Genomic DNA, 25231 nt, shown 5'->3' with positions numbered 1-25231 from the left:
TTCCCCCCATCCCGCCAAGCGCAGCTCGACCCCCAGAGGAGGTGCGCAAATGTCCAGAAGGTCACGCTTCCTGGCAGCGGTGATCCCGCTCGCCGTGACCCTGATCCTGCCCGCCGCCGCGGCGTCGGCCACTCCCGTGCGGAGCGGCGATGCCGCCAGGCAGGCCCAATCCCGCCAACCCGCCCTACCCGCCCCCAAGCCCGATGCGGCCGGAGAGAAGAAGGCCGCGAACTCCGAGCTCCGGTACTCGCCTGACAGCCGAACCACCCAGGTGACCGTCCGCCAGCCCGGCTCCAGTTACGTCAAGGTGCATTTCGCGTCCGTGAGGCTGCTTCCCGGTGACCGCGTCACCGTCGCCTCGCCGTCCGGCCGCGAAGTGCACACCTACTACGGCGACCCGACCGTCCGTAAGCAGCGCGGCGACTCCCCCTTCACCGTCCACGGTGGGACGGGGTTCGCCGCTATGTCGATCGACGGGGACGCCGCCGTCGTCACCCTGCACTCGTCCGCGAAGCGCGGGAACGCCGCGGCGCTGACCCGGCAGGGGTTCGGCGCCCGGATCGACTCCTATTTCCGCGGCTTCAGCCAGGCCGAGTACACGGCGACCAATCCCCGTCCGTTCAGCGTCTGCGGAACCGACGGTCGCCGCGACGTGACCTGCTACAAGGAGAGCCATCCCACCGAGTACGCCCGCTCCCGCTCGGTGGCCCGCCAGCTCCTGAACGGCCTCGGCCACTGCACCGCGTGGCGTGTCGGCGACACCAACACGATGCTCACCAACCAGCACTGCATGGAGAGCGAGGCCGACCTGCGGGGCAGCGAGTTCCAGTTCGACTACGACTGCGCCACGTGCGGCGGCCGCAACCCGGGGGCCGGCACGAAGGTCAGCGGAGCGCAACTGCTCAAGCTGAGCCCGCTGAGCGCCCTCGACTACGCGCTGTTCTCGGTGAACAACTTCGAGAGCATCCAGCAGTTCGGGACGCTCTACCTGGAGACCCGCGAGCCCACCGCGGGTGAGCGGATCTACATCCCCGGCCACGGCGACGTGCTGCCGAAGCGGCTGTCGGTCGTCGAGGACGGCGGCGGCAACTGCGTCATCCGGACGCCGTCGTCCGGGGTGAACACCGGGTACATGTGCGACACGTCGGGCGGGAACTCCGGTTCGCCGGTCCTCGCCGGGTCCTCGCACAAGGTGATCGCGCTGCACCACCTCGGCGGCTGCCCGAACTGGGGCACCCGGATCAGCCTCGTCTACAAGGAGATCTCCAGCCTGATCGACAACGAGCCGGGAACCCCCGACTCCCGCGTCCTGAGCGGCTGAACGGCTGAGCGGTCGATCCGCTGATCCGCTGATCCGCGCAGGTGAATGACCTCTCGTCCGGGACGTTCTCCTCCCGTGGGTCCCGGCCGGGAGCGCTGTCCGGCGATCCCTTGGCGGGGAGGACGCCGGATGCCCGCCGGTACCGCACCGGCCGTGACCTGGCCCATGAGCCGGTGCGGTACCGCGACGGGACACCCCGCCGTCCGGCCGCCCTTCGGCCGGCTGCCGTCCGGCCCGGGTTCCGGTCATCGGGACCGGTGCTCGACCGGGCGGCGCGCGGGCCTCTACTATCGCCGCACCCATTCAGGTCGCCCTCGCGGCGGCGCCGATCGGGCCAGGCGCGGGCCCCTCACGAGTGGTCGCCCGGCCATGCCGCCCGCTCAGGGCCCCCGGCCGTCGGCGTCTGCTGGGAGGAACATATGGACCGGACCGCTGACTACGTCGTCGTGGGCGCCGGCAGCGCGGGATGCGTGCTGGCGCGGCGCCTGGCCGAGTCGGGCGCGGACGTCGTCCTGGTCGAGGCCGGCGGCCCGGACCGGACGCCGCTGGTGCGCAAGCCGGGCCTGATCGCCGTCTTCCACAACGTCCCGCAGCTGAAGAAGAAGCTGGACTGGGGCTTCTACAGCACCCCGCAGAAGAGCGCCCTCGACCGGAGGATCCCGCAGACGAAGGGGCGCGTGCTCGGCGGCTCCGGGTCGATCAACGGGATGCTGTTCGTGCGCGGCAACCGGCGGAACTACGACGACTGGGCGGCGGACGGCTGCACCGGCTGGGGCCACGACGACGTCCTGGACAGCTTCAAGCGGATGGAGAACTGGGAGGACGGCGCCACCGCCCTGCGCGGCGCGGGCGGGCCGATCCAGGTGACGCGGCAGCGGGACCTCACCCCGGCGTCGGAGGCGTTCATCGAGGCCGTGATCGAGACGGCGGGCGTGAAGCGGAACGACGACTACAACGGCGAGGTCCAGGACGGCGCCGGGATCTTCCAGCAGAGCGTGCACGAGGGCCTGCGGTACAGCTCGTCCGTCGGGTACCTCGACGATCACGGCCTGCCGAACCTGACGATCGTGACGGGCGCGATGGTGGAACGCGTCGTCGTCCGCGACGGGCGCGCCACCGGGATCGACGTCGTCACGAAGAAGGGGCGCGGGACCGTGCGCGCGTCCCGCGAGGTGATCCTGGCGGCCGGGACGTTCGGTTCGCCGCAGCTCCTCATGCTGTCGGGCGTCGGCCCGTCCGCGCACCTGCGGGAACACGGCATCGACGTGCACGCCGACCTGCCCGTCGGGGACAACCTGCACGACCACATGTTCGTCCCGATGACGTACGTCATGGACAGCGCCCGGCACCGGGGCACCGCGCCGTACTTCGCGTCCGGCGTCGTCAGGGAATGGACGAAGGGCGGGACGTGGGTCGCGCGCAGCGTGTTCGAGGCGGTCGGCTTCGTCCGCACCGGGCAGGCCGGTCCCGGCGACATCCCCGACCTGCAGCTCCACGCGCTGCCGTGGTCGTATCCGTTCCCGAACCAGGACGCGCCCGTCCGGCACAAGGTGGACAAGCGCTCCGCCCTCACGATCATGCCGACGCTGATCTACCCGAAGAGCCGCGGGACGCTGCGGCTGGCGTCCGCCGACCCGTACGCCGCGCCGCTCATCGACCCGGCCTACCTCACCGATCCCGACGACGCGCGCCTGCTGCTGGACGGCATCGAACTCGTCCGCGACGTGATGGCGAACAAGGCCGTCGCCGGGGACGTCGAGGAGGAGCTGTCACCGGGCCCCGGCTTCCCGGACCGGGACGCGCTGGCCAGGGAGCTGCCGAACCGCGCGACGACCGTCTACCACCCGGTCGGCACCTGCCGGATGGGCGCGGACGAGCGGGCCGTGGTCGACCCGGAACTGCGGGTCCGCGGCGTCGAGGGCCTGCGGGTCGCGGACGCGTCGATCATGCCGTCCATCACGGGCGGGAACACCAACGCGCCGAGCATGATGATCGGCGAACACGCCGCGAAACTGATCCTCAGCGACTGGCCGTAGCCGGGAAGGCGGCCACCCACCGGCGCTGCCACGGTGTCTCGACGGCGCGCGGATGATGATGTTCGCGCGCCCAAGCCACGGCTTCGGACGGCTCCACCCCGGACAGGACGGCCAAGCACGCGATGACCGTTCCGGTGCGTCCGACACCGCCTCCGCAGGCGACCTCGACCGCCGCACCGGAACGGGCCCGCTCATACAGGGCACGGATGTCCCGGACGGCCGCGTCCCGGTCGCGAGGCAGCAGAAAGTCGGGCCATTCGATCCATACGGCGGGCCAGCTCAGCGCCGCCTCATGACGTCGGCGGAGACGTCCCGAGCCCAGGTAGAGCCCGAAGTCGGGCACGGGCCCGTCCGGCAGCGGCCTGCGCAGCCCCCGCCCCCTGACCCACACCCCGTCGGGAAGTCGCAGCGCGCCCGTCAGCGGAGACGTCATCGCGCCAGCCTACGTCGCCGGTTCCTTCGTGGTGACGTGGAAGTCGAGGCCGTCGCTCACGGCGGAGACCTCGACGTGGCTGCCGTGCCGCAGGTCGCCGGCGAGGAGGAGGTCGGAGAGCCGGTCGTCCACCTGCCGCTGGATCGTGCGGCGCAGCGGCCGGGCGCCGAACTCGGGCTGGTAGCCGCGCCGCGCCAGCCAGTCCACCGCCTCGGTGGTGAAGGACACGTCGACGTCCTGCGCGCGGAGGCGGCGGCGCGTCTCGTCCAGCAGCAGGTCGGTGATCTGCCGGAGCTGGCCCTCCTCCAGCCGCTGGAACACGATGATCTCGTCGATCCGGTTGAGGAACTCGGGCCGGAACGACTCGCGCAGCCGCCGCATGATCCGGTCGCTGAGCGCGCTGCCTGGACCGCCGCCGTCCGGCCCGGCGCCGGGCGTGCCGAACCCGACCTCCGTCCGGCCGGTGATCAGCTCCGAGCCGAGGTTGCTGGTCATGATCACCACGGTGTTGCGGAAGTCGACCGTGCGGCCCTGCGCGTCCGTCAGCCGCCCGTCGTCCAGCAGCTGCAGGAGGACGTTGAACACGTCCTGGTGCGCCTTCTCGATCTCGTCCAGCAGGATCACCGCGTAATGCTGCCGCTTGACGGCGTCGGTGAGCTGCCCTGCCTCCTCGTAGCCGACGTATCCGGGCGGCGCGCCCATCAGCCGGCTCACCGTGTGCCGCTCCTGGAACTCGCTCATGTCGAACCGGATCAGCCGGTCGCGGCTGCCGAACAGTGCCTCCGCGAGCGCCTTCGCCAGCTCCGTCTTCCCGACGCCGGTCGGGCCGAGGAACAGGAACCCGCCGATCGGACGGTCCGGGTCGCCCATCCCGGCCCGGGACCGCCGGACGGCCCGCGCCACCGCCGCCACCGCGTCCTCCTGCCCGATCACCCGCTGGTGCAGGTGCTCCTCAAGCCGGGACAGCCGCTCCCGCTCCGCCTGCGTGAGCTGCGTGACGGGCACGCCGGAGATCCGCGACACGACCTCGGCGATGTCGTCCGTGTGGACGCACGGGACGGCGTTCGGCGCGTCGTCCTCACGCGTCTCCGCCAGGTCCTTCTCCAGCCGGACGATCTCGTCGCGCAGCTCGGACGCCTTCTCGTAGTCCTCGTCCGCGACGGCCTGGTCCTTCTCCCGGCGGCGCCGGTCGAGCCGCCGCTCCATCTCGCGGCGGCCGCCGTCCCGCGTCCCGGACCGCAGCCGGACCCGCGCGCCCGCCTGGTCGATCAGGTCGATCGCCTTGTCCGGCAGGAACCGGTCGGTCAGGTACCGGCTCGACAGGTCGACGGCCGCGAGCAGCGCCTCGTCGGTGAACCGCACCTGGTGGTGCGCCTCGTACCGGTCCCGCAGGCCGCGCAGGATCTCGATGCTGTCGTCCGGGCTCGGCTCCGGCACCAGGATCGGCTGGAACCTGCGCTCCAGCGCCGCGTCCTTCTCGATGTTCCTGCGGTACTCGTCGATGGTCGTCGCCCCGACGACGTGCAACTCGCCGCGCGACAGCGGCGGCTTCAGCATGTTCCCCGCGGACATGGCGCCCTCCGCGCCGCCCGCGCCCACGATCGTGTGGATCTCGTCGATGAACACCACGAGGTCGTCGCTGTGCTCGCGGATCTCGTCCACGACCTTCTTCAGCCGCTCCTCGAAGTCGCCGCGATACCGCGTCCCCGCGACGATCCCGCCGAGATCCAACTGCACGATCCGCTTCCCGCGCAGGGTCTCCGGCACATCGTCGTCCACGATCCTCTGCGCGAGCCCTTCGGCGATCGCGGTCTTCCCGACGCCCGGATCACCGATCAGCACCGGATTGTTCTTGGTGCGCCGCGACAACACCTCGACGGTCTGCTCGATCTCGTCCTCGCGCCCGATCACCGGGTCGACACGGCCTTCCCGGGCCAGAGCGGTCAGGTCGCGGCCGAACTCGTCCAGCGTCGGGGTGCCGGTCGCCTGCCCGCCGCCGGCCCCGCTCGGCGGCTGCTGGCCCCCGCCGGTCGCCGCCTGCTGCAGCGTGTCGGGCGTCACATGCTCATGGTCGAGAATGCGTCCCGCGCTGGACCCGCGATCCAGCGCCAGCGCGAACAGCAGATGCTCGGGCCCGATATAGGACGACCCGAGCGCCCGCGAAACCTGGTGCGAATCCAGCAGCGCCCGCTTCGCCGACGGCGTCAGCTCCGGCGGGACGTCCCGCGGCTCTCCCCGCCGGGCGTGCTCCTCGATCTCACCCTTGATCTTGTCCGGGTCGGCCCCGGCCCGCGCCATCCACTGCCGCGTGCCCTGCTGCCGCGTCGCCGCCCACAGCAGATGATCGGTGTCCAGATCGTCGCTGCCCCACTGCGCCGCCTGCGCCGCCGCGTCCCGCACCAGCTCCCGCGCGGGCTCGCTCATCAGCCGCGCGATGCTGATCCGCTCCATCGGCCGGCGCTGCGCCCGCGCGCCGAAGAACCGGGCGAGCATCTCCTCGAACGGGTCCATGCCGCCGGATCCGTACCACTCCGAGGTCATCTCCGAAACCCCCCTGCCCCCGTTGAAGACGCCTTATCGCAACGGTCAGGGACCTGCCCGTGGCAAGCCCCGGAAAACCCCAGCCCCAAGCGGGCCCGCACCCCGCCCAAAAGCCCCGCGCCCGAGGCTACGCGCGTTCCACCGCCCCCCGCGGGAAGTCCGCTACGGAGCAGCCCTCAGCGACAGGCAGAACTCGTTCCCCTCGGGATCGGCCAACACGACGTTGTCCGGATACCGAGCCTGGACGGTCGCACCAAGAGCGGTCAGGCGCTGGATCTCCGCCTCCGGGTCCGCAGCGGCCAAATCCACGTGCACGCGATTCTTCACACGCTTGGCCTCTGGGACGAGCTGAAAGAACAGCCGAGGCCCGCCGTCCACCGGCTCGACGAGCACGGTCGGATCGTCCTCGACGCTGTTGATCCCCAGCGAGCGCAGCCGTGCCAGCTCCGCGTCGTCGTACGGTGCGACGGAATAGCCGTCCAGGACCGCGGCCCAGAACCGCGCCGTGGCCGCCGGGTGAGCGCAGTCGAGGACGATGTCACGAAGTCGCGCCATCCCCCCATGACACCAGACGCGGACAGACCACCTTACGACCCAAGCCTCATCGGTTAGCGATCTGTAAGGTGCGCGGGGGGTCAGTGTGAATGGGTGTCCGTGCTTCGGGTCTTTCGTTCTACGCCGCGGCGCATGGCCTCCAGGAGGACCTTCGCGACGAGGCCGAGAATGACGAGGTCGCCGAGCATCTGCAGCGACGTCAGGGCGCGTGCCGCCTGGGAGCGGGGGACGATGTCGCCGAAGCCGACCGACGAGAACACGGTCAGGGTGAAGTACAGGGCGTCGACGTGCGTCAGCGGCTCGGAGAAGTCGCGTCCGGCCCCCTGGCTCATGAGGCAGTAGGACGCGGCGAACAGCAGCAGGAACAGCGGGACCAGCGTCGCCAGCGCCTCGACGGTACGGAGCCGCGGTGACGGCGACCGCACGATGGCGCGGGCCTGCCAGGCGATGAGCAGGCCCAGCGCCGCGAGCGCAGCGACCAATGCCACAGCGGCCATCGGCGTGAACGATCTGTTCAGCGGAGCCACGAAATACAAGGCCAGCAGGCACGCCGTGGTCAGCGCCGTGCGCAGCAGCAGCGTCAGTGTGAGCCGGCGGGTGGCCCGGCGCGAGCTGATCTCCACGACCCATCCATGCCCCGAACCCGCCGCGGAGCACGCGCCTCGCCCGCGGTGCTTGGCCCAGCGACGCGATCGGCCGTCACAGAGAGACCACGCTGGGGGCGGTCGCACGGCCGAGGATTCGGCACAGGACGTTGATCAGGGTGGCGGCGGGGTCGTCGCCGGTGGTCTTCGACCGCCAGGCGACCATGAGGTCCGGGCGGACCAGCAGGGCGCCGTCCTCGTCGATCTCGGAGATGTCGGCGAAGTCGCCGTAGGCGTCCTCGTAGTCGCAGCCGCGGCCGACGCCGCGCACCGCCAGCGGGACGCCGAGCTCGGCGGCGGCGCGCTCGGCGGCGTCCCGCCAGGCCGTGCCCCGGATCCGGGTGATCAGGGTGAACTCGCCCCTGCCGCAGAGGTCGAGTGTCGAGACGCGGCGCTGGTCCCTGGTGAGCCACACGTGCGGGAGGTGGCGGCCCGGCGCGGTGGTGGCGAAATGGTGGATCTCCTCGTCGCGCGGGGCCTGCGGCTCGGGTAGGCCGTCGCCGACGATCGCGGCGGACCGGTAGTGCTGGTTGGTCTCCACGCCGTGCGCGTTGAAGCAGATCAGTGTCCCCTGCAGCGCCTTCTGCAGCGCCTCGCGGCGGTCGGCGGCCGCGGCGACCGGGGCCTCCAGCTCGTCCAAGGCCCGGTTCAGGTCGTCCGCGCCGGGGGTCGGCGGGAGCTGGAGCGCCTGGAAGATCGGGCCCAGGGTCGCGTTGCTCCGGCTCGCCCGCTCCACGATCTGCCGGGCCACCGGGAGCCTCTCCTCGCGGTAGGTGTCCAGTCTTCCCGCGCGCACGTCGGGGATCAGTGCCGGTGGCCCCAGATGTCGGGGCCCGGGATCTCGGTGACCTCCCAGGTCTCATCGTCGATGAGAACGCCGCCGCACCCGAATTCGGTGTGCACTCCGACCGGAGACTCGGCGTAGAAGGAGAACATCTTGTCGTTGCTGTGACGGCCGAGCGACATCGTCACCGGAACATTCCGATCGAGGACGAGATCGTAGGTGAGACCGACCTCGTCCAGGTCCGTGACCTCCAGCATGAAATGGTGAAGGAATGGCTGGTCGACGCCGAAGAAAGGGCCGTCCACGAAGGCGATGCTGTGATGGCGGGGATTCGTGTGCAGGAAGGACGCCTGGAATGGCCTGCGCATCGTGTCGCTGATTTTGAACCCGAGGACGTCGGTGTAGAACTCCTGCTGGGCGGCGACGTCCGGGCTCGCGAGCACCACGTGACCGAGACCGAGATCGCCGGTCACGAAGGCGCTGATGTCGCGGGCCGAGGTGAACGCGCCGTCACCCGAGGACGCCCCGTGATAGAGCTCCACCCGATTACCGGCCGGGTCGGTCAGATGGGCCATGCCCCCGACTCGGCGGATTTCCAGCTCCCGCGAGGTGGCCTGCCGGAATGCGATGCCCCGGTCGCTCAATTCGTCGAGTGCGGCCGACAGGGCGGCGGCGTCCTCCAGTTCCCAGCCGTAGTAGGCGCCGCCGTCCCGGTCGGCCTGCTCGACGGTGATCCGGTGATGGACGTCGTCCATCCGGAAATGGGTCGTGCCGTCCTCGCCGTCCACCCGCTGGAGGCCGAGGATTCCGGTGGCGTATTCGGTGAACGCCGCGGGCTCGCGCGCGTCCAGTCCGAGATAGCCCAGTTGCTTGATTTCCATCAATGCATTCCCTTCGGGGCCGAAAGGCGGGGCGTCAGGCCCCGCGCCGGTCCAGGAAGTCCAGCGTGACCTGCGAGAACAGCTCGGGATATTCGATCATCGCCCAGTGCCCGCAGTGCGGCAGCACGAAGCCGGTGGAGTTCTCGATGAGCTCCAGGAAGCGGTACGCGTGCTTGATCGGCGCGACCAGATCGTTCTTCCCGTTGACGACGAGGGTGCGGGCCTTGACGGAGGAGATCTCACTTTCGGAGTACGCCATCCCCACCTCGCGGACCCACCGCATCGTGGCCACGTAGGCGGCGCGGGTGTCCGGTTCGATCGAGGACCGGTATCGGTAGTCGATCTGCTCCTCGGTCGGCACGTACGACGGGTTGGTGAGCGCGGTGATGACCCGGCGCATGCCCTCGAAGGTGAAGTCGTAGTTCAGGATCGGGCCCAGCGCGGGGCTGAGCTCGTTGCTCGCTCCCGCACTCCCCATCAGCACCAGATCGGCCACCAGATCGGGACGCTGCATCGCGACGCCGAGCGACATGGCACCGCCCATCGAGTTGCCGACGAGGCTGACCCGCTCCAGGCCGAGCGCCTCGATGAAGTCGATGAGCTGCCGGATCCTGTCGGGCTGGCCGTAGCCGAACCCGGCCGGGTCCGGCTTCCCGGAGCGGCCGAACCCGACCATGTCGATGACGATCGTGCGCCGCCGGGCGCTGAAGTACGGCAGGCAGTCACGCCAGTTGGACAGGCCGTCGGCCCCCGCCCCGCCGCCGTGGACGAGGATCACCGGGTCCCCTTCGCCGGCCTCGAAGTAGTGGGTCTGGAAGCCGCCGGTGGCCACCATCCGTCCGTCGATCGTCATGCGGGGGCTCCTCAGCTCTCTCTGGTGCGTTGGATGGATTGTTATACGATCCATCGAAACTTCGTCAAGCCCGCCCGGTATCAGTCGACTGTATTCCATCTGAGCTGTGCATACACTGCTTTCCAGATCAGCTAATGATCGTGGTCAGCGTGAGATTGCGAGCCGCGGGCGTCGAAGGGGAGACTGAGCACGTGACGACCTGCACGCTGAGCCTGGAGCGCCGTTGACGCCCGCCGCGAGGAGCGCGGGTTCGGCGAGCGACCGGGCGCACGACGCGATCCTGACCAACCTTCGCGACGGCGTGTACCTCGCTGGCGAGCGGCTCACCGAATCGCGGCTGACGGACGAGATCGGCGTGAGCCGGGTGCCCCTGCGCGAGGCGCTCAAGAGACTCGACGCCGAAGGTGTGCTGGACCTGCATCCGCACCGCGGTGCCGTGGTCCGCGTCCTCGAACGACGGGACATCGCCGAGTTCTTCCAGGTACGGATCCTGCTGGAGGGCTTCGCGAGCAGGCTGGCCGCACAGCGGATCCACGAGGACGACAACCTCGACTTCTTCAGCGGCCTCCTCGACCTCACGCAGCGGGCCGCGTCAGGCGACGAGGCGGCCGAGTTCCAGACGCAGAATGACCTCGTGCACGGCGGCGTCGTCCGCCGAAGCGGCAACCGGCTGCTCGTGCGGCAGTGGGAGACGATGCAGCTCCCGTTGCATCGCCTGCGGCATTTCGCGAGCTCGTCGACCCGGAGCTACGACGCGTCCACCGATGACCATGCCCAGATCCTGCGCGCGGTGGTGGTGGGCGACGGACCCGAAGCCCAGGCCCGCATGGAGGCACACCTGCGGCACGTCGTCGGCACTGTCATGGAGCTGAACCGCACCGAGTTCGACAACGTCTTCAACCCCGGCCTGCACTGAGAGGCCGAGCGCCAACGAAAGACCCCGACGCCTGGACGCGCGCCGGGGCCTTCGAGAGGAACTGGTCAGAGCGGGGGTTGCAGGTCGAGGTCGCCGTCTTTGATCTGGCTAATGAGCGTCGCTAGCTCGCCCTGCCTAAGAGCCAGCTGCGGTCCGTCCGGGTCTTTGGAGTCCCGAATCAGGGAGGTCGAGGTGTTCGTAGAGATCTCGACGCACTCACCGTGGCCGCCTTGGCTGTGGCTGCTCTTACGCCACTGGATCATCCTGGATCGTCTCCATCGTCTTCCGGATCAGCGCCCGCGTGTCTCTTTCGGACAATGCATGGCATCTGATCTCGTCGAACTGGATCCCCAGCAGAGTGACCTCCGCCGGGTCTTCGATCAGTCTTCCACCGAATTGGGCCTCTACGTACCCAACGTGGCTTCGGTCCGCCTTGGTGAGGAGGACCATTGCGCCATCGAGCCCAGGGTGCCACCCATCGGTGATCCGGACTGCCTGGATGTGTATGTGAGGTGCTTCTCCAACGTCGAGGAGGTGCTGGAGTTGCTCTCGCATGACATTCGCGTCACGCCAACGGCGAAGGACGGCGGCGTGGTCGAGGACGACGAAGAGGTGAGGCGGGTTCGTGTCCCGCGTGAGGATGTCCCGCCGTGACAGGCGCTGAGCGATGAATTGCTCGTCCTTCTCCCTCGGAGGAGTGGTCGCCCTCATGTAGCCCTCGGTCTGGAGGAGGCCGGGGATGTAGAGGGGCTGGAAGGTGCGGATCTCCGTGGCCTCGGTCTCGTGGACGACGTACGCCTCGAACCATTCGTTGAGGTGTTCGCGCTGGGCGTGGAACCAGAGGCCCTGGAACATCTCGCCGGTGTTGAAGAACTCGTCCAGCCTCTTGCAGAAGTCCTCGTCGGGGTGGTTCCGGCGGCCTTCGTATGCCGCAATTGTCTCGCGTGTCGTATATAGCTCCTTTGCCAGGTCGTTCTGGCTCATGTTCTTGATTTCGCGCATCAGCCTCAGCGTGTATGCGAGCTGGGCCCTCATGCTCTGGCGGGGGTCAATTGGGACAGATGGGGGCATTTGCGATCCTCCACGGATGGTATGTCGCGAAGTATCACTCCGTTCTGTAGCCACCATAAGTCATTGGCGTCAATCTTGGGAGTCAGAAGGGACAAAGACGCGAGCGGAAGTGAAATCGATGAACGCGAGCCCGCAGGAAAACAAGATCGAGGCATTCGAGCCACTGCCGGCGGTCGGGGAGGCGGCGTCCGGGCGCTGGGCCGCCCCGTACCTGGCCCAGCAGACCAGTCTCTGGACCGTTCACGTCCGGCGCCCGCTGACGCACCGGCAGGTCGACGCCGGATTGGCGGACACGGTCTGCGCCTCGACGCTGGACGCGCTGGAGACGGCCATGACACGCCAGGACGAAATGGCGCGAGAGCTGAGTGCGCGTCCGAATTCGGTGCCGACCTGGTCGCGGGAGGCGTGACGCATGGCGATCGAACTCGGACCCATTCTGTTCTGGCTGCTGCTGTACGGCGCGGCATGCGCGATGTTCGGGGTCGGCGTGGCCTGGCTGATATGGCCCTGGATTCACCGCCGTGGAATTCACCGCAAGGGCGCCGCCACCCGCGCTTCCGCGTCCAGGACGCGTCCGTCCCGCCACAGCGCCGCCTCGACCGGCAGGCGCTATTCCCCGCCGCCCGGCAGACGGACCGGATACACCGGATAGCCGCTCCACCCGAAGACGCCTCCGGACGATGGTGAGCGAGCATCCCCCCGCCACTCCGCCGTCCGGAGGAGCAGCTAACCCCCGGCAGAAGGAAGGTGGTCTATGTAACCAATCTTTTGGGCGGCTCCTGGCCCCGGTGGTATCCGTGCGAGCATCACACCACCGGGGCCTTCACCGTCATCGCAGAGCAGTCGGCGATGTCGTGAGTCTCAGGCGTCAGGCCCAGTCGACGTGGTCGATGATGTCGTCGTGGGGCGGCAGGTCCTCCAGCCTCTGGCCGGGAGCGAGCCGCTGGGTGTGGCCGGTGCGCTCGTCGGTCAGCACGGCGGTGGCGTGGGTGTTGTTCTGCCAGGACGAGATGCTGTTGGCCGCCGTCCCGCCGTCCATCGGCAGGTCCTTGAGGGCGACCCGGTAGCGGGCGAAGATTCCGTAGGCCGGTCCCTTGTGCCTGAAGAACCTGTACAGGCAGAGCATCGCCTTGGGGCAGGTTGCGCTGGGAGCGAGCTTGACGACGCCGGGCGGCAGGCCCCCTCCGCGCGGGACGGGTCCGGCGTGGGCCGTCCCTGGGGCGGCGGCCGTGGTGGTGAAGGCGGCCATGGCGACCGCAGTGATGATCAGGCGTGATTTCCGGTTGGCCATCGAGGTGCTCCGTTCGTAGTTCGGCTGTGGCGAGCGGTGTCGCACAGAGCTCAACACGCGTTTCAGGTCAGGCGCCGGGGTGTCAGGCGCCGTCCGGCCGGAGGTGGGTGTCCGGCCGGACGGCGGTAAGGCGAGGGGTTGTTAGGCCCAGTCGACCTGGTCGACGGTGTCGTTGTACGGCGGCGGCTCCTCCAGCTGCTGGCGCGGGAAGAGCGGCCGGGCTGTGCCGGTGTCCTCGTCGATCAGGACGGCCAGGGTGTCGGTGTTGTTGACCCAGGACGAGACGTTGTTGGCGGCGGTGCCGCCGTTCATGGGCAGTTCCCTGAGGTCGACCTGGTAGCCCGCGCCGATTCCGTAGGCCGGTCCCCGCCGGTTGTAGTGCTGGTAGAGGCACAGGGTCGCCATGGGGCAGCGCTCGGAGTCGTTGAGCTTGATGACGCCCGGCGGCAGGTCCAGCCGCGCCGGGGCGGCGGCGGCCGAGGCGGCGGGGGTGGCCGTGGTGGCGAGGGCGGCCAGGGCCACCACGGTGAGGGTCAGACGGGATCTGCGGGCCATGAAGGCTTCTCCGTTTCGTGTGACTGGAATGTGTCCGCGAGAGCGACCTCGCGGCATGAGATTCACACGGAGAGTGATGCCCGGGTCAGGCAATGAGAGTGACTCTATGTGGTCAAGTGACTGCACAGTGTAACGACGTGGGTCGTGTGGGTTAGCGGTAGCCGCGTTTGAGTAGGTATTTGGCTCCTGCCTCGAAGCCCTTGGGGCTGAGTTGTGCGAAGCCGAAGGCGTCGGCTAGGCGGTCGGTGATGTTGAAGGCGGTGCAGACCGCTAGTGCGTCCTGGATCTGTTGGGGTGTGGCACCGGTGGCCAGCACGTCGCGCATGTCCTGGGCGCTGACGGTTCCCTCTCGCGTCAGCTTGCCGAGCATTCGCAGTGTCGCTCGCAGCGGCTCCTCGATGGGCGCCGATTCGAGGTCGGCCAGTGCCGCCGCGACTCGTGGTGCGTCCTGGTAGGCGCGCGTGGCGGTGGCGGTGTGCGCGGCGATGCAGAATGCGGTCTCGTTCACTTTCGACACGTAAGCCGCCATTAGCTCCCGGTCGCCCACCGTCCAGGCGGACGGTCCGCGCATCGCCTCGTGGGTGAACTCCTTGGCGCTGGCTCCGTAGAAATCGGGGCGGTAGAACGTCACCTTTGCGGCGTCCGGTACCGGGTGGCCGGAGAACAGCCGGATCATGGCGAACAGCAGCTTGGTTCCGGGGCGGTAGCCGTTGTTGAGGATGTCAAGTCGCATGGTCCGACCTCGCTTCGGCCAGGGCCGCCAATCCGGCTTCGTAGAGGCGGGTGGATTGGCCTACCGCCGCGCATACCACCAGCTCGAAGAGCTTGTCTTCGGTGCAGCCGCACGCCTTCGCTGAGGCCAGGTCCGCTTCGGTGACCTGCGCTGGAGCGTCCGAGATCTTGGCGACCAGCGCGTCCAGGGGTGGGGAGAGGCCCTCGTTGTTGAATGCGCGCGCTCGTTGCTCTGTGGATGCCTTGCCCTCTGCTGTCAGCACGCGATCCACCAGGGCTCGGTGCGCTGCTTGCTTCTTGTCCTCGTCCGGCATGGCGCCTCCTCTATCTCCTTACGTACAAGACGATTGGCGCGCGGCCGGATACGACACGCAGCTCAGAAAGCGACCTGCGCAGGCGCGGTAGGGTCTGGCGGGTGGACGGGACGGCGGGGCTTCCGGATGTTGAGGGCATGGATCCCCGGCGGGTCCACGCCGCGTTGAGCCTGCTGGCGGACGGCCGGTGGTGGTCGATGGCCGCTCTCATCCGGGCGAGCGCGGCGCCCCGGAGGTCGGTGGAGGCGCTGCTGGCCGGGCTCGCGGTGGAGCGCGAGGACGATCGGTTCCGGCTGGACGCCGAGCAGGCCCGGGAGATCGGCGAGCTGCTGGAAAGCGCGCTTCGGCCGTTCGTCCCGGCCGATCCCGTCGGACATCTGCTGCCGGAGCATCGGGCCGTTGTCGAGCGGCTGGCGGATTTCATCGCGCGGGCGCCGCGGGGGCGGCATGTTCTCGATCATGTGGCGGCGACGCCGGAGACGGTGGTGCGGCGGGCGCTGCTGCTGGGGGCGCGGTTCTGGCTGGGGGACGCGCGGCTGCTCTGCGTCGGCGATCATGACCTGACCTCGCTCGCGGTCGGGATGATCCATCCGCAGGTCGAGACCCTGGTGGTCGACATCGATGAGCGGATTCTCGCCTATATCGACGAGCGGGCGGCGGAGCTGGGGTTGAGTGTTCGGACGCGGTGGGCCGATTTGCGGCTTGGGCTTCCGGGGTCGGCTGTGGAGTTCGCTGATTTGGTGGTCACGGATCCGCCTTATACGGCGGACGGGGTCGGGTTGTTCGTGGCGCGGGGCATTCAAGGGCTGCGTGAGCAGGCGCGTGGGCGGATGCTGCTTGCTTATGGGGCCAGTGAGCGGACGCCGATGCTGGCCTTGAAGGTGCAGAATGCGTTGCGGGATTTGAACTTGGTGTCCGAGGCCATTTACCCGGACTTCAATCGGTATTACGGGGCTGAGGCCATCGGGTCTGCTGCTGATTTGTATGTGCTTCGTCCTACGTCCAAGAGTCTTCCGGCGGCTAGTGCGCGTGCGGAACGGTTCAGTGCCGCCATTTATACGCAGGGGCCGCAGGCGGTTGAGGCGCGGGAGCAGTTGAAGGTTTCCGCCGAGGATCTGGGGGACGTTCGGCCGGACGTGCTGGTGGGGGCCTGGCCGAAGGACGTGCTGCCCGGGGTGGCGCGTGTGCGGTTGAGCACCTGGTTGGCCAAGCCTTACGCGGCCAAGGTGCGGCAGGTCGGTGTGGCGTTGCCCGCCGGGATGGAGGCGACGGCGGTGCGCGTGCTTTTGGCTACGCGGGCCGAGCGGGTGCGGGTCGTGTCGGACGAGGCGGTTGAGTTGGGCGAGCTTCCCGCGATTCTGCAGCCGGTTTACGAACTGAGTGGGGATGGGCGTGGGATTGAGGCCGTCCGCAGGGATGAGCCTCGTGATGATCCGGCGTTGCGCATTCTGCGGGCGGTGATGGATCGGGCGCATGGGAAGGTGGCCAACACCTGGCGGGACGCGTTGATCGACGTCCGTGGTGATCTGACGAAGCGGCAGGCGCGTGCGGTGGTCGCCGAGGCTGCGCCATGGGCGGCCGATGTGACCTTGCTTGAGTTGCCCATGCATCGGCTGCGGGAATTGCCGGGTGCTATTCAGGAATGCCTAGGTAGTGGCGGCGCGCCGGGCTAGTTCCTCCTGGAGGATGGGGATGCCCACTTCCATTGTTTGGACGCCGATCGTGCTTGCGATCTCCAATACGGTGGCGATCTCGTCCGGTGTCGCGCCGTGGCCGATGGCGTTGTCGATGTGGACTTTCAGGCCGTCCGTGAACAGGTGCGTGGCCGACGCGTCGATCGCGATGTAGATGAGTTCCTTGACCTTGGGCTCCAGGACGCCTCTGTTCCAAGGGATCGCGGAGAAGTTCAGGTAGGCGGCGAAGAAGGCGGGGGCGCGCTGGAGGACGTCCTCCCACGCGGTGTCCCAATAGCCGCGGCGCCGGACGAATTCGGCTTTGATGCTCTCGCGGTCGATGTCGTCGCTCGGAGGCGGAGGGAGGTCGCGTAGGAGTGGGAAGCCGGTGCTCGCCGCGTGGATGCCGAGAACGGCCGTGAGCTGGAACGTCTCCATGATCTCTTCGCGGGTCGCGCCGTGGTCCAGGGCGGCGCGGACGTGCCGCCGGATGCCGGGCTCGTGCAGGTGGGTGACCGCCGCGTTGACCGCCAGGGCGATCAGCTCCCGGGTTTTGGCGTCCAGTGCGGAATGTCGGTGTGGGACGTCCAGCAGTTCGACACAGGCCGCGTAGAACTCGGGGTCTGTGGCGCGGAGTGCTTCTAGGGCCTTCATCGCACTTCGATGAAGCCGACATACGGCAGCGTCTTGGTCAGCAGGTAGTACTCGCCGTGCGGCTTCGGCCATTGCGTGACGTTCCGTCCGGACTCGGCGTGGTAGTAGTTCGTGCAGTTCGCCCCCATCGCGGACGCGTGCTTGACGAGCTGCCGGTCCACCCACCGCACCCACCGCTCGGTGGCGGACGGACGAGTGTCCACGACCCGCAGCCCCTTACGGCGCATCCGCGAGATCGTCCGCACCGCTACCTCGGCCTGGCGTTCGAGCTGCGCCAGGACGGAGAAGCCGCCGTTCGTGTTAGGGCCGTACAGCATGAAGAAGTTCGGATAGCCGGGGACCGTTATGCCGAGGAAGGCTCTCGGGTCGTTCTTCCACGTGTCGTGAATGGAGACGCCGCCGGTGCCGCGCACGTCCAGCGATGCCAGGAACTTCGTCGCGTGGAAGCCGGTCGCCATGACGAGGACGTCGATTTCGCGTTCGGTGCCGGTGGCGTCCACGATGCCCTTGGGTGTGACCCGCGTGACCGCGTGAGGGACGAGTTCGACGTTCGGCCGGTTCAGCGCCGGATAGAATCCGGTCGCCAATACCGGGCGTTTGCAGCCCCACGGATAGTCGGGCGTCAACTGGGCGCGCAGGTCCGGGTCGTCCACCGTGGATCGGATGTATTCGCGGCATTGCCGAAGGTTGCGCTGCTGCCGTTTACCGTGAAGATCGTATCCCTTGAACATGACCCGGAACTGGTAGAACAGCCGCAGGCGGCGCAACTTCTGGACGACCGGCAGCCGCCTGAAAACGGCCCGTTCGCGTGGCGTGTAGTCGCGTTCGCCCTTAGGGAGGATCCAGCCCGGCTGCCGCTGGAAGACGTAGAGCTGCTCGACCTTTCCGGCGATGGCCGGGACGACCTGGGTGGCGGTCGAGCCGGTGCCGACGACGGCGACGCGCTTGCCGGACAGGTCGTGCGAAGGCTCCCAGCGGGCGGTGTGGAACTTCGGGCCCTCGAAGTCGTCCAGGCCGGGCCAGTCGGGGTGGCGCGGCCGGCTGAGCAGGCCGAGGCAGCTGATCACGACGTCGAACGGCTCCGTCTCGCCGGACGCGAGCCGCACGTCGTAGCGCGCCTCGTCCGCGTCCCAGGTGGCCGATTCGACGCGGACGCCGAAGCGGCAGTGCCGCCGGACGTCGAACCGGTCGAGGACGTGCTCGGCGTACTGCTGCAATTCCGCCTGCCCGGCGTGGGTGCGCGTCCAGTCGTAGGTCAGGAACGAGAAAGAATAGGCATGGGACGCGATGTCGACCTCGCAGCCGGGATACCGGTTGTCCCACCATGTGCCGCCCGGACCGTCCGACTGCTCGAAGACGGTGAAGTTCGTCAGGCCCTTCTTCTTGAGCTTCACCGCGGTGGCGATGCCGCCGAACCCGCAGCCGATGATCGCCACCCTGGGCCCTCGTGTACGGCTCATAGGGATATCAGTCTTTCCATGACTCGCACGCCGAATTCGAGGGAGTCCACGGGAACGCGTTCGTCCACGCCGTGGAACATCGCGGGATAGTCGTAACCCGCGGGCAGCAGCATCGGCGTGAAGCCGTACGTCTCCATGCCGAGCGTCCGGAACCATTTGTTGTCGGTGCCGCCGCTGAACACGAACGGCGCTACCTCGCAGCCGGGGCTGACCTGCCGCAGCGCCTCGGTGAGCAGGCCGAACCATTCGCTCTCGTGGTCGGAAAGGACGGACGGGCTTCGCCGCAGCAACGACACCTCGGTCCCGGAACCGGCGGCGGACGTGAGCTGCTCGTCCACGCCGTCCTCATGACCGGGGACGTAGCGGCAGTCGAACCGCGCCCACGCCTCGCCGGGGATGACGTTCTCCTTGTATCCGGCGCCGATCCGCGTCACGTTGACGGTGGTGCGGATTCCGGCGGCGAACATCCGGCCGAACGGGCCGGTCTGATTGGCGAGCACGTCCGCGACTTCGCCGGGGTCGGTGACGGGACGTCCGGCGACCCGGGACGCCAGCAGCCGCATCGGCTCGGTGATCGTGTACGGCTGCGCGGACGACACCAGCCGCAGCGTCGTCTCCGCCAGCCGCGGGATCGGGTTGTCGTCCGGGAGCATGCTGCCGTGCCCGGCGACGCCCTTCTCCACCACCTCGTACCAGCGCAGGCCCTTGTCGGCGACCGACACCGCGAACAGCGGGGCGGCGGCGGAAGGGACGGGAACGTTGAAGCCCCCCACTTCGCCGATCGCCGCACCGCACCCCTCGAACAGGTCCGGATGCTCGGTGACCAGGTGCCCGGCGCCCAGCTTCCCGCCGGTCTCCTCGTCCGCGAGGAACGCCAGCACGAGGTCGCGGCGCGGGCGGCGGCCACCGGCGAGCGCGCCGCCGACCGCGGCGAGGGTCATCGCGACCGCGTTCTTCATGTCGACGGCGCCGCGGCCCCAGACGCAGCCGTCCGCGATGTCGCCGCTGAGCGGGTGCCGCGACCAGGCGGCGGCGTCCGCCGGGACGGTGTCGAGATGCCCCTGGACGAGCAGCGCCGGCAGGCCAGATTCCGCCCCCTCGATCCGCGCGACGACGTTCGTCCGTCCCGGCTCCGCCTCGATGACCTGCGGCTCCAGGCCCATTCCGGACAGCAGCGCGGCGACGTACTCGGCCGCCTTCCGTTCCGTTCCGCCGGGGTTGGTGGTGTCGAACCTGATGAGGTCCGAGCAGATCTCCGCGACCGGCGCGACCGCGACCGCGCCGTCAGGCATTGCCGCCGCCCAGGGTGAGGGCCGCGACCGCGTACGTCCGGACGGCGGCCAAATACTCCTCGACCGCGACCCACTCGTCGTCCCAGTAGCAGTCCATCGAGCCGGGGCCGTAGGTGACGGCCTTGATGCCCGACTCCCAGAAGATCGGCGTGTCCGGCCACGCGGGATGCACGTCGTGCGCGGCGGCCTCGCCGGTGCTGCGGCGGTGCGCGGCGGCGACGTCGGCGAGGAGGCGTTCGCCGGACGGCACCCGCAGCGAGCTGCGCGGATTCTTCAGGCAGGTCGCCTCAAGCTCGACGTCCACCGGGAATTCGGTGAGGCGGTCGACGGCGCGTTCCACGGCGGCGCGGACGTCCCGCAGCACGTCGTCCTGCGTCTGCGTCGCGGGGAACCGGAAGTCGAACGTGATCTCGCAGCGCTCCGGGACGAGGTTGTGCGCCACCCCGCCCGAGATCTGCGCCGCGTTGCAGATCTTGACGTCGTCCAGCATCTCCCCGGACGCGCGCGTGATCGGCATCGCGAGCACCTCGCGGACGATCTCCGCGGCCCGCGCGATGGCGTTCACGCCGATGTCGAGCGCGGTCGTGTGCGCTGCCCGGCCGCGCACGGTCACGGTGACGTAGGCGATGCCGCGCTGGCCGGTGAGGACGCGCAGGCCGCTCGGCTCGCAGTTGATCGCGTATGCGCCGCGCAGCCCGTCCCGCAGCGCCTGCCGGGTGCCTTCGCCGCCCTCGAAATGGTTCGGGATGGCGAGCACGACGACGTCGCGCGGGAGCGGCACGCCGGAGCGGGCCAGCATCGCCGTGGCCATCGTCATCGCGGCCGTCCCGGCCTTCATGTCCGCGACGCCGACGCCGTAGACGCGGCCGCCGTCGATCTCGCCGCCGAACGGGTCCCGCCGCCACGATTGCGACGGCGGGTACACCTCCATGTGGCCGTTGAAGATGAGCGCGTCCCCCGGATCGCGGCCGCTGGACGCGCGGGCCAGGACGTTCGGCATCCCGTCCGTGCCCGAGCCGGGCAGCTCGACCGCGAGACCGGCGTCGGCGAGCGGCGCCGCGAGATGCTCGGCCGCGGCCGTCAGCGCCGGGCCGTCGCCCCAGACGCTCGGGATGCGGAGCAGGTCGCGGAGGAAGGCGACGATCTCCGGCTCGTGCCGGTCGATGAGGCCGAGCACCCGGGCCGTGCGGTCTTCCGTCGAAGTCGAAACGGTCGTCATCGTGGTCGCCCTTCAGTCGGAGAGCCGCCGCCCAGCTCCGGCCACAGGCCGTCCGGGCCGAACACTCGCGCGTGGAAACGTTCGCCGATGCGGCGGTAGCCGTCCGCGTTCGGGTGGAGGCCGTCGTAGAGGTCGTCCGCGTCCGCCGGGCCGAACAGGGCCCGTCCGTCGAGGTGGCGGAGGTGCGGGTCGCGTTCGGCGCGCGTTTCGACGATCTCCTCGATCAGCGTCCGGATGCGGGTGAGGGTCAGGCCGGACGACGGGCCGCCCGTCGCGTGGTAGCGGCCGGTCTCGTCCTGGACGGTCGGCCCGGCGCGGTCCTCGGCGGTGGGGCAGATGATCGGCGACACCACGAGCAGCGGCGTCCGCGGATGCCCGTCGCGGATCGTGTCGAGGAACCCGTGCAGCGCCGGGACGAACGTCCGCTCCTTGAGCGAGTCGAGGTTCTGCACGTTGATGCCGACCTTGAGCGTGACGACGTCGGCGGGCACGTCCCGGATCGTCCGGGCGGCGAACGGGTCGAGATGGCAGTTCCCGGCGAACGCCAGCGACGTCAGGTCGAGCCCCGCCTGCCGCGCCACCCATGTCGGCCAGGCGCTGGTCGGGCTCCCCGCCTCCGCGCAGTGGCTGATCGAGCTGCCGTAGTGCACCCAGCGGCGGCCGGGGAGCTTGCCGGGCGCGACGATGCCGTCCGCGCGCAGTTCCCGAAGCTCCACGATCGCGGCCTGGGGTAGCCAGATCTCGACGTCCTTCCAGGACGTGCCGAGCCCCTCGAACCGGATCGTCTCCGGCTTGCCCCGCTCGGTCTCGACCACTTGACCAGCGCGGACGACGCAGACGTCGCCGCCGCGCACCTCCTCGGAGAGCACCCGGCACCAGCTCGCGACCGCGTCGAACGCGACGGGGAAGAGCGGGAAGTGGGCGTTGCGGAACCGGGTGACGAAGACGTCCAGCTCGACGTTGTCGGCCTCGGTGCGGAACACGAGCCGCACCCCGGCGGGCCTCGGCACCATCAGCCGCAGGTACGGGTCGGTGAGCTGCGGGCGGGTCCAGGCGGGCAGCCGCCGGGGGATCAGCCCGGTGGACGTGCGCTCCACGTCGAGCGCGCCCGCGATCGTGACGGGGCCGTTCTCAAGGTCGATCTTCAGCACGTTCTGCTCCCTCCGGACGGGGCGGGATCCGCGGCTCCTCTGTGAGCCAGGCCGCGAGCATGTGGTCGTGCTGGCCGGGCGCGGGCGCCGGGCGGAACTCCTCGACGCCGCCCGCCATGCGGACGGCGCCCGCGAGGGTGCGGAAGCCGTCCGGTTCGTCCCGCACCAGGCCGCGGGCCAGCGTGTGCGGGTGGGACAGCGCCTCCCGGACGTCGAGGACCGGCCCGCACGGCACCCCCGCCGCGCCCAGCCGGTCGAGGACGTCCGCGCGGGTCAGATCCGCGAGCGCCGCCTCGACCTCCGCCTGGAGTTCCTCGCGGTGGCGGCCGCGGTCGGCGTCGGTCGTGTAGCGGTCGTCGGTGAGCCAGCCGGGCCGGTCGAGGACGTCTGCGAGCCGCGCGAACAGGACGTCGCTCGCCACCGCGATCGCGACCGGGCCGTCCTTCGCCTCGAACGTCCCGTAGGGCGCGCTGATCGCGTGGTGGCCGCCGGTCGGGTGCATGTCCTCGTCCGTGTGGAGCGCCCGCATCGCCACCGATTCCAGAACGGAGACGAGCCCGTCGAACATGGACACGTCGATGTGCTGGCCGCGTCCGGTGCGATCCCGCTGGTACAGCGCCGACAGGACAGCCACCACCCCGTACAGCGCGGGCACGATGTCGCCGATGCTCACGCCGACGCGCACGCCGGGCCCGCCGTCCGGGCCCGTCACCGACATCAGCCCGGACATCGCCTGCACGATCAGGTCGTAGGCCGGACGGTCGGCGAGCGGGCCCGTCTGGCCGAAGCCGCTGATGCTGACCGCGACGAGGGCCGGGTTGAGGCGCAGCAGCTCCTCGGGAGGGAAGCCCAGGCGGCCGATGACGCCGGGACGGAAGTTCTCGATCAGGACGTCCGAGCGGGCGACGAGCCGGGCGAACCGCTCGCGGTCGTCCGGGTCCTTCAGGTCGAGGGTGATGCCGAACTTGTTGCGGTTCATGAGGCGGTGGAAGCTGCTGCCGCCGTCCACGAACGGGCCGAACCGGCGGCCGTCGTCGCCCGCCGGCGACTCGACCTTGATGACCTCCGCGCCCAGGTCGGCGAGGATCCGGCCGCACAGCGGGCCGGACAGGACGCGGCTCAGATCAAGAACCCGGACGCCGTCCAGCGCGGCCCGTTCCCCGATCCGTTCCCCGGCCCGCTCCCCGGTCACCCGAACCATCGCAGGCCGCTCGCGCGGACGGCGTCGGCCGCCGTCTCGTACCCGGCGTCCGCGTAGCGCATGATGCCGATGCCGGTGTCGGCGGTGAGCGCCGCCGTGATCCGCTCGTCCGCGGCGGCGGTGCCGTCCGCGACGAGCGTGACCCCGGCGCTCTGCATGTAGCCCGCGTAGCCGCCGCCACCGGCGTGGATCGCCACGAGGTCGGCGCCCGAACCGGCCGTGAGCAGCGCGTTCAGCAGCGGCCAGTCGGACACGGCGTCGGAGCCGTCCGGCATGTTCTCGGTCTCGCGGAGCGGCTGCGCGACGCCGCCAGCGTCGAGGTGGTCGCGGGTGAACGCGACCGGGCCGTGCAGCTCGCCGCTCCGCACCGCCTCGTTGACCAGTAGCGCGAGCTTGGCCCGCTCGCCGTGCGCGAGCCACGAGATGCGGGACGGCAGCCCGGCCTGCCGCACGTACTTCTGCGCGATCGGGATCCACCGCTGGACGAGCGCGTTCCCGGGGAACTCCCGCACCACCATCGTGTCGATGAGGTCGATGTCGGCCTGCTCGCCGGACGTCGCCACCCACCGGAACGGGCCGAGGCCCCGGCAGAACAGCGGCCTGATGTACCGCTCGATGAAGATCGGGATGCGGAACGCGTCGACGCCGTTCTCCGCCGCCTGCGCCCGCAGGTTGTTGCCGTATTCGAAGACGACGGCGCCCGCGTCCTGCCAGGCGAGCATGCACTCCACGTGGGTCGCGATGGAGGCGCGGGCGCGGCGGGTCAGCTCGTCCGGGTCGCTTTCGCGGAGGGCCGCGGCCTCGGCGGGCGTCATGCCGGACGGCACGTACCCGTACATCAGGTCGTGCGCCGCCGTCTGGTCGGTGACGACGTCCGGGACGAGGCCGCGTTCGCGCAGCTCGGGAAGCACGTCGGCGGCGTTCCCGAGCAGCCCGATGGACGCGGCCGTCCGGGACGCGACCGCCTCCCGCGCCCAGGCAACCGCCTCGTCGACCGACTCGGTGGCGCGTTCCAGGTAGCCGCTGGCGATCCGCTTCTCGATCCGTTCGGGGTCGACCTCGACGCAGAGCGCGACGCCGTCCGCCATGACGGTCGCGAGCGGCTGCGCGCCGCCCATGCCGCCGAGCCCGGCGGTCACGACGAGCCGTCCGGCCAGGTCGCCGCCGAAATGCTCGTCGGCGACGGCGGTGAGCGTCTGGTACGTCCCCTGGACGATGCCCTGCGACCCGATGTACTGCCAGTCGCCCGCCGTGTACCCGCCCCAGGCGATCAGGCCGCGCCGCTCCAGCTCGTAGAAATGCTCGCTGGTCGCCCAGCGGCCGACCAGGTTGCTGTTGGCCATCAGGACCAGCGGCGCCCGCGTCCCGGTCGGGAACACCCCGATCGGCTTGCCGGACTGGACGACGAGCGTCTCGTGCTCCTCCAGCGTCAGCAGCGCCTCGGTCATGAGCTTCAGGGCGGCGTGGTCGCGGGCTGCCTTCGCGAGGCCCGCGTACACGATGAGGTCGTCCGGGCGTTCCGCGTGCGTGAGGGTGTTCTCCAGCATCCGCAGGAGCGTCTCCTGGCGCGGTCCCCGGCAGCGTAGTCCTCGGTGGGCGATGTCGGCGATCACCATGTGCGTCCCCTTCTCGCCCGCTTCGGGCGCCGTGCAGT

At 69.8% G+C, this 25231-nt stretch carries 26 protein-coding genes; 6 read left to right on the top strand and 20 right to left on the bottom strand.

Annotated features, from left to right (window positions below):
* The first annotated feature begins 49 nt into the window (after positions 1-49).
* Together ACH35V_RS30705 and ACH35V_RS30700 are read left to right on the top strand one after the other, a co-directional pair.
* The gene (locus tag ACH35V_RS30705; RefSeq protein ID WP_395977623.1) at positions 50-1321 is read left to right on the top strand and encodes a trypsin-like serine peptidase; all 1272 of its coding nucleotides are present in this window, start codon (positions 50-52) and stop codon (positions 1319-1321) included.
* Positions 1322-1740: 419 nt separating this feature from the next.
* On the top strand, positions 1741-3357 hold the full coding sequence (locus tag ACH35V_RS30700) for a GMC family oxidoreductase (RefSeq protein WP_395977621.1): 1617 nt from the start codon (positions 1741-1743) through the stop codon (positions 3355-3357).
* On the opposite strand, the gene ACH35V_RS30695 is transcribed toward ACH35V_RS30700, so the two are convergent.
* The 7 genes from ACH35V_RS30695 to ACH35V_RS30665 all read right to left on the bottom strand — a co-directional run bounded on the left by ACH35V_RS30695 (position 3341) and on the right by ACH35V_RS30665 (position 10048).
* A complete protein-coding gene (locus ACH35V_RS30695; RefSeq protein ID WP_395977619.1) occupies positions 3341-3790 on the bottom strand; it encodes a protein-tyrosine phosphatase family protein in 450 nt (149 codons plus the stop codon). The genes ACH35V_RS30700 and ACH35V_RS30695 overlap by 17 nt on opposite strands.
* 9 nt (positions 3791-3799) lie before the next feature.
* Positions 3800-6331 (bottom strand): ATP-dependent Clp protease ATP-binding subunit, encoded by a 2532-nt coding sequence (locus ACH35V_RS30690; RefSeq protein WP_395977617.1) that lies wholly within the window; start codon positions 6329-6331, stop codon positions 3800-3802.
* A gap of 162 nt (positions 6332-6493) precedes the next feature.
* Positions 6494-6886 carry a VOC family protein gene (locus ACH35V_RS30685; protein WP_395977615.1) on the bottom strand — a complete coding sequence of 131 codons (393 nt, stop codon included), beginning with the start codon at positions 6884-6886 and terminating at the stop codon, positions 6494-6496.
* A gap of 80 nt (positions 6887-6966) precedes the next feature.
* On the bottom strand, positions 6967-7509 hold the full coding sequence (locus ACH35V_RS30680) for a potassium channel family protein (RefSeq protein ID WP_395977613.1): 543 nt from the start codon (positions 7507-7509) through the stop codon (positions 6967-6969).
* Between the two features lie 76 nt (positions 7510-7585).
* On the bottom strand, positions 7586-8326 hold the full coding sequence (locus ACH35V_RS30675; protein ID WP_395977611.1) for a hypothetical protein: 741 nt from the start codon (positions 8324-8326) through the stop codon (positions 7586-7588).
* Positions 8327-8334: 8 nt separating this feature from the next.
* Positions 8335-9195, bottom strand: coding sequence for a VOC family protein (locus tag ACH35V_RS30670; RefSeq protein WP_395977609.1), 861 nt, complete (start codon positions 9193-9195; stop codon positions 8335-8337).
* A gap of 34 nt (positions 9196-9229) precedes the next feature.
* Entirely contained in the window at positions 9230-10048 is an 819-nt protein-coding gene (locus ACH35V_RS30665; protein ID WP_395977607.1) for an alpha/beta fold hydrolase, read from the bottom strand.
* 223 nt (positions 10049-10271) lie between these two features.
* Here ACH35V_RS30665 and ACH35V_RS30660 point away from each other — a divergent pair, with 223 nt between their 5' ends.
* A complete protein-coding gene (locus ACH35V_RS30660) occupies positions 10272-10964 on the top strand; it encodes a GntR family transcriptional regulator (protein ID WP_395977605.1) in 693 nt (230 codons plus the stop codon).
* 65 nt (positions 10965-11029) lie between these two features.
* Here ACH35V_RS30660 and ACH35V_RS30655 read toward each other — a convergent pair whose 3' ends face one another.
* Both ACH35V_RS30655 and ACH35V_RS30650 read right to left on the bottom strand, forming a co-directional pair.
* On the bottom strand, positions 11030-11227 hold the full coding sequence (locus tag ACH35V_RS30655) for a DUF397 domain-containing protein (RefSeq protein WP_395977603.1): 198 nt from the start codon (positions 11225-11227) through the stop codon (positions 11030-11032).
* Positions 11211-11999 carry a Scr1 family TA system antitoxin-like transcriptional regulator gene (locus tag ACH35V_RS30650; protein WP_395977601.1) on the bottom strand — a complete coding sequence of 263 codons (789 nt, stop codon included), beginning with the start codon at positions 11997-11999 and terminating at the stop codon, positions 11211-11213. The genes ACH35V_RS30655 and ACH35V_RS30650 overlap by 17 nt, the downstream gene beginning before the upstream one ends.
* A 154-nt stretch (positions 12000-12153) precedes the next feature.
* Here ACH35V_RS30650 and ACH35V_RS30645 point away from each other — a divergent pair, with 154 nt between their 5' ends.
* Entirely contained in the window at positions 12154-12444 is a 291-nt protein-coding gene (locus ACH35V_RS30645; protein WP_395977599.1) for a hypothetical protein, read from the top strand.
* Positions 12445-12447: 3 nt separating this feature from the next.
* Positions 12448-12687: a hypothetical protein gene (locus tag ACH35V_RS30640; RefSeq protein WP_395977597.1), complete on the top strand. Its 240-nt coding sequence runs from the start codon at positions 12448-12450 to the stop codon at positions 12685-12687.
* 216 nt (positions 12688-12903) lie between these two features.
* Here ACH35V_RS30640 and ACH35V_RS30635 read toward each other — a convergent pair whose 3' ends face one another.
* From ACH35V_RS30635 to ACH35V_RS30620, 4 genes are all read right to left on the bottom strand, one after another.
* The gene (locus ACH35V_RS30635) at positions 12904-13326 is read right to left on the bottom strand and encodes a hypothetical protein (RefSeq protein WP_395977595.1); all 423 of its coding nucleotides are present in this window, start codon (positions 13324-13326) and stop codon (positions 12904-12906) included.
* A 141-nt stretch (positions 13327-13467) separates the two neighbouring features.
* Positions 13468-13881, bottom strand: a complete 414-nt coding sequence (locus ACH35V_RS30630) for a peptidase inhibitor family I36 protein (RefSeq protein WP_395977593.1) — start codon at positions 13879-13881, stop codon at positions 13468-13470.
* Positions 13882-14032: 151 nt separating this feature from the next.
* Positions 14033-14614 (bottom strand): carboxymuconolactone decarboxylase family protein, encoded by a 582-nt coding sequence (locus tag ACH35V_RS30625; protein ID WP_395977591.1) that lies wholly within the window; start codon positions 14612-14614, stop codon positions 14033-14035.
* Positions 14604-14927 (bottom strand): hypothetical protein, encoded by a 324-nt coding sequence (locus ACH35V_RS30620; protein ID WP_395977589.1) that lies wholly within the window; start codon positions 14925-14927, stop codon positions 14604-14606. Before ACH35V_RS30620 ends, ACH35V_RS30625 begins: the two co-directional genes overlap by 11 nt.
* Before the next feature lie 239 nt (positions 14928-15166).
* Here ACH35V_RS30620 and ACH35V_RS30615 point away from each other — a divergent pair, with 239 nt between their 5' ends.
* Complete coding sequence (locus ACH35V_RS30615; RefSeq protein ID WP_395977587.1) at positions 15167-16600, top strand: bis-aminopropyl spermidine synthase family protein; 1434 nt, start codon at positions 15167-15169, stop codon at positions 16598-16600.
* Here the strand turns inward: ACH35V_RS30615 and ACH35V_RS30610 are convergent.
* From ACH35V_RS30610 to ACH35V_RS30580, 7 genes are read right to left on the bottom strand one after another with little or no spacing between them, the layout of a single operon-like run.
* Positions 16574-17254, bottom strand: a complete 681-nt coding sequence (locus ACH35V_RS30610) for a carboxymuconolactone decarboxylase family protein (RefSeq protein WP_395977585.1) — start codon at positions 17252-17254, stop codon at positions 16574-16576. The genes ACH35V_RS30615 and ACH35V_RS30610 overlap by 27 nt on opposite strands.
* Complete coding sequence (locus tag ACH35V_RS30605) at positions 17251-18714, bottom strand: flavin-containing monooxygenase (RefSeq protein WP_395977583.1); 1464 nt, start codon at positions 18712-18714, stop codon at positions 17251-17253. Before ACH35V_RS30605 ends, ACH35V_RS30610 begins: the two co-directional genes overlap by 4 nt.
* Positions 18711-20006 (bottom strand): M20/M25/M40 family metallo-hydrolase, encoded by a 1296-nt coding sequence (locus tag ACH35V_RS30600; protein WP_395977581.1) that lies wholly within the window; start codon positions 20004-20006, stop codon positions 18711-18713. The genes ACH35V_RS30605 and ACH35V_RS30600 overlap by 4 nt, the downstream gene beginning before the upstream one ends.
* Entirely contained in the window at positions 19999-21225 is a 1227-nt protein-coding gene (locus tag ACH35V_RS30595) for a M20 family metallopeptidase (RefSeq protein WP_395977579.1), read from the bottom strand. The genes ACH35V_RS30600 and ACH35V_RS30595 overlap by 8 nt, the downstream gene beginning before the upstream one ends.
* Entirely contained in the window at positions 21222-22376 is a 1155-nt protein-coding gene (locus ACH35V_RS30590; RefSeq protein ID WP_395977577.1) for a GDSL-type esterase/lipase family protein, read from the bottom strand. The genes ACH35V_RS30595 and ACH35V_RS30590 overlap by 4 nt, the downstream gene beginning before the upstream one ends.
* The gene (locus ACH35V_RS30585; protein ID WP_395977575.1) at positions 22357-23568 is read right to left on the bottom strand and encodes a CaiB/BaiF CoA transferase family protein; all 1212 of its coding nucleotides are present in this window, start codon (positions 23566-23568) and stop codon (positions 22357-22359) included. Before ACH35V_RS30585 ends, ACH35V_RS30590 begins: the two co-directional genes overlap by 20 nt.
* Positions 23565-25193, bottom strand: coding sequence for a urocanate hydratase (locus ACH35V_RS30580; RefSeq protein ID WP_395977573.1), 1629 nt, complete (start codon positions 25191-25193; stop codon positions 23565-23567). Before ACH35V_RS30580 ends, ACH35V_RS30585 begins: the two co-directional genes overlap by 4 nt.
* Between the last annotated feature and the right edge of the window lie 38 nt (positions 25194-25231).

The organism is Actinomadura sp. 1N219, assembly GCF_044326405.1.
In the GTDB taxonomy this organism is placed as follows: Bacteria; Actinomycetota; Actinomycetes; order Streptosporangiales; family Streptosporangiaceae; genus Spirillospora.
Note: the sequence above shows the minus strand (reverse complement) of the source record. Positions and strands in the feature narration are given on the sequence as shown.